The sequence below is a fragment of the Mycobacterium sp. TH-M106 genome, from assembly GCF_057473765.1.
Map to the genome: position 1 here is coordinate 1 of NZ_JBYCLE010000036.1, position 2884 is coordinate 2884.

Annotated in this window: 1 protein-coding gene; it reads left to right on the forward strand. The window is 70.8% G+C overall.

Annotated elements, in window-relative coordinates; translation table 11 throughout:
• A partial coding sequence (gene smc / locus AC2VOP_RS01130) for a chromosome segregation protein SMC (protein ID WP_486959256.1) occupies positions 1-2884 on the forward strand: 2884 nt, incomplete at both ends.

Genomic DNA, 2884 nt, shown 5'->3' on the forward strand with positions numbered 1-2884 from the left:
ACTACACCGAGGTGTCGATCACCCGGCGGATGTTCCGCGACGGCGCCAGCGAATACGAGATCAACGGCGCCAGTTGCCGGTTGATGGACATCCAGGAGCTGCTGAGTGACTCCGGGATAGGCCGCGAGATGCACGTCATCGTCGGGCAGGGCAAGCTGGACGCGATCCTGGAGTCGCGACCCGAAGACCGGCGGGCATTCATCGAAGAGGCCGCCGGCGTGCTCAAACACCGCAAGCGCAAGGAAAAAGCCGTCCGCAAGCTGGAGGCGATGTCAGCCAACCTGGCCCGGCTCACCGACCTGACCACCGAGCTGCGCCGCCAGCTCAAACCGTTGGGCCGCCAGGCCGAAGTGGCGCGCCGTGCCGCGACGATCCAGGCGGACCTGCGCGACGCCCGGCTGCGGCTGGCCGCCGACGACCTGGTTGCCCAGCAGGCCCAATTCACCGGCGCAGGCGACGCCGAGGCGACGCTGCGTCACGAGCATGACCAGATCAGCACGCGATTGACGGCGGCCGCCGAGGAACTGGCTTCCCATGAGGCGGCGGTGGCCGATCTGACACAGCGCGCCGAAGCCGCGCAGCAGACGTGGTTCGCGCTCTCGGCGCTGGCCGAACGGGTCAGCGCCACCGTGCGGATCGCCAGCGAACGCGCCCACCACCTCAACGAAGAGCCGGTCGTCGCGGGCGGTGCGGACCCGGATGCGCTGGAGGCCGAGGCCGAGCAGGTTGCCGTCGCTGAGCACCAGCTGTTGGCAGAGCTGGCCGACGCTCGAACTCGCCTCGAGACTGCCCGCGGTGAGCTGGCCGATCGTCAGCACCGCGCCGCAGACGCCGAGAAAGCGCATCTGGCGGCGGTTCGTGCCGAAGCCGACCGCCGCGAAGGGCTGGCCCGGCTGACCGGCCAGGTGGAGACGATGCGGGCACGGGTCGAATCGATCGACGACAGCGTCGCCGCGCTCTCGCAGCGCATCGAGGAGGCCGCCGCCCGCGCCCAGCAGGCCCAGGCGGAGTTTGAAACCGTTCAGCGCCGCGTCGATGAGCTTGATCAGAGCGAGGTCGGTCTCGACGAGCACCACGAGCGCACCGTGGCGGCGTTGCGGCTGGCCGACGAGCGGGTCGCCGAACTGCAGGCGGCTGAGCGCGGCGCCGAACGCCAGGTGGCATCACTGCGGGCCCGCATCGAGGCACTGTCGATGGGCCTGGAACGCAAAAACGGCGCCACATGGTTAGCCAAAAACTTTCACGATGCGCGACTTTTCGGTTCGATCGCGAAGCTGGTCAAGGTGCAGTCGGGATATGAGACGGCGCTGGCCGCGGTGCTGGGGGCCGCCGCCGACGCGGTCGCCGCTGAGGACTTCGGCGCGGCCCGCTCAGCGGTGACCGCGCTCAAGAAAGCTGACGGAGGCCGGGTTGCCATTGTGCTGGGGGACTGGCCCGCCGCAGAGAGCCCTGAGCCGACCCCGTCCAGCACGCTGCCCGGTGGGGCGGTCTGGGCGCTGGACCTGATCGATGCCCCAGCGCGGCTGCGCGGCGCTATGGTCGCCATGCTGTCGCAGGTGGCGGTGGTCGCCGACCTGTCCGCGGCGTTGAACCTGGTGGCCGCCGACCCACAGCTGCGTGCGGCCACCATCGACGGCGATCTGGTGGGCGCTGGCTGGGTCAGCGGCGGTTCGGACCATAAGCCGTCGGTGCTGGAGATCACCGGTGAGATCGACAAGGCCCGCACCGAGCTGGCCGCCGCCGAGGCGCAGGCCGGACAACTCGGTGCGGCGCTGTCCGGTGCACTGACCGAGCAGGCCGCCCGCCAAGACGCGGCCGAGCAGGCGCTGGCTGCGCTCAACGAATCCGATACCGCCATCTCGGCCATCTACGAGCAGCTGGGCCGGCTCGGGCAGGAGGCTCGCTCCGCCGACGCCGAGTGGCGCCGCCAGCTGCGTCAGCGTGCGGACCTGGAGGCCGTGCGTGCCCAGACCGTCACCGAGCTCGGTGAGCTGGAATCCCGGCTGGGCATCGCCGAACAGACTCAACCTGCCGGCGACGCCCAGTCGGTCGACCGCCAGCAGCTCGCCGCCGCCGCCGAAGCCGCCCGTGGCGCAGAGATAGAAGCCCGGCTGTCGGTGCGCACCGTCGAGGAACGCGTCGACGCGGTTCGCGGGCGGGCGGACGCGCTGCGCCAGGCAGCCGCCGCCGAACGCGAGGCGCGGGAGCGCGCCCAGCAGGCGCACGCCGCGCGCTTGCACGCCGCCGCAGTCGCTGCCGCGGTCGCCGACGCCGGACGAATGCTGGCCGCGCGGCTGGGTCGGGTGGTGGCGACCGCGTCGCAGACCCGCGACGGGCTGGCCGCCGAACGCCGACAGCACACGACAGCGATGGGAGCGGTCCGCGACGAGGTGAATACGCTGACCACCCGCCTGGGCACGCTCACCGAGGCGCTGCACCGGGACGAGGTGGCCAAGGCCCAGGCGGCGCTGCGTATTGAACAGCTCGAGCAGATGGTGTTCGAACGGTTCGGGATGGCCCCGGCGGACCTGGTCGCCGAATACGGCCCCGATATTGCCCTGCCGCCGTCGGAGTTGGAGACGGCCGAGTACCAGGAGGCCCGTGAGCGCGGCGAAGAAGTGAGGCGACCCGCGCCGATGCCGTTCGACCGGGGCACTCAGGAGCGCCGGGCCAAACGTGCCGAACGGGAACTGGCCGAGCTGGGCCGGATCAACCCGCTGGCGTTGGAGGAGTTCACGGCGCTGGAGGAACGCTACAACTTTCTGTCCACCCAACTGGAGGACGTCAAAGCGGCCCGCAAGGACCTGCTCGATGTGGTCGCCGACGTCGACGCCCGCATCCTGGGCGTGTTCACCGACGCCTACACCGACGTGCAGCGCGAGTT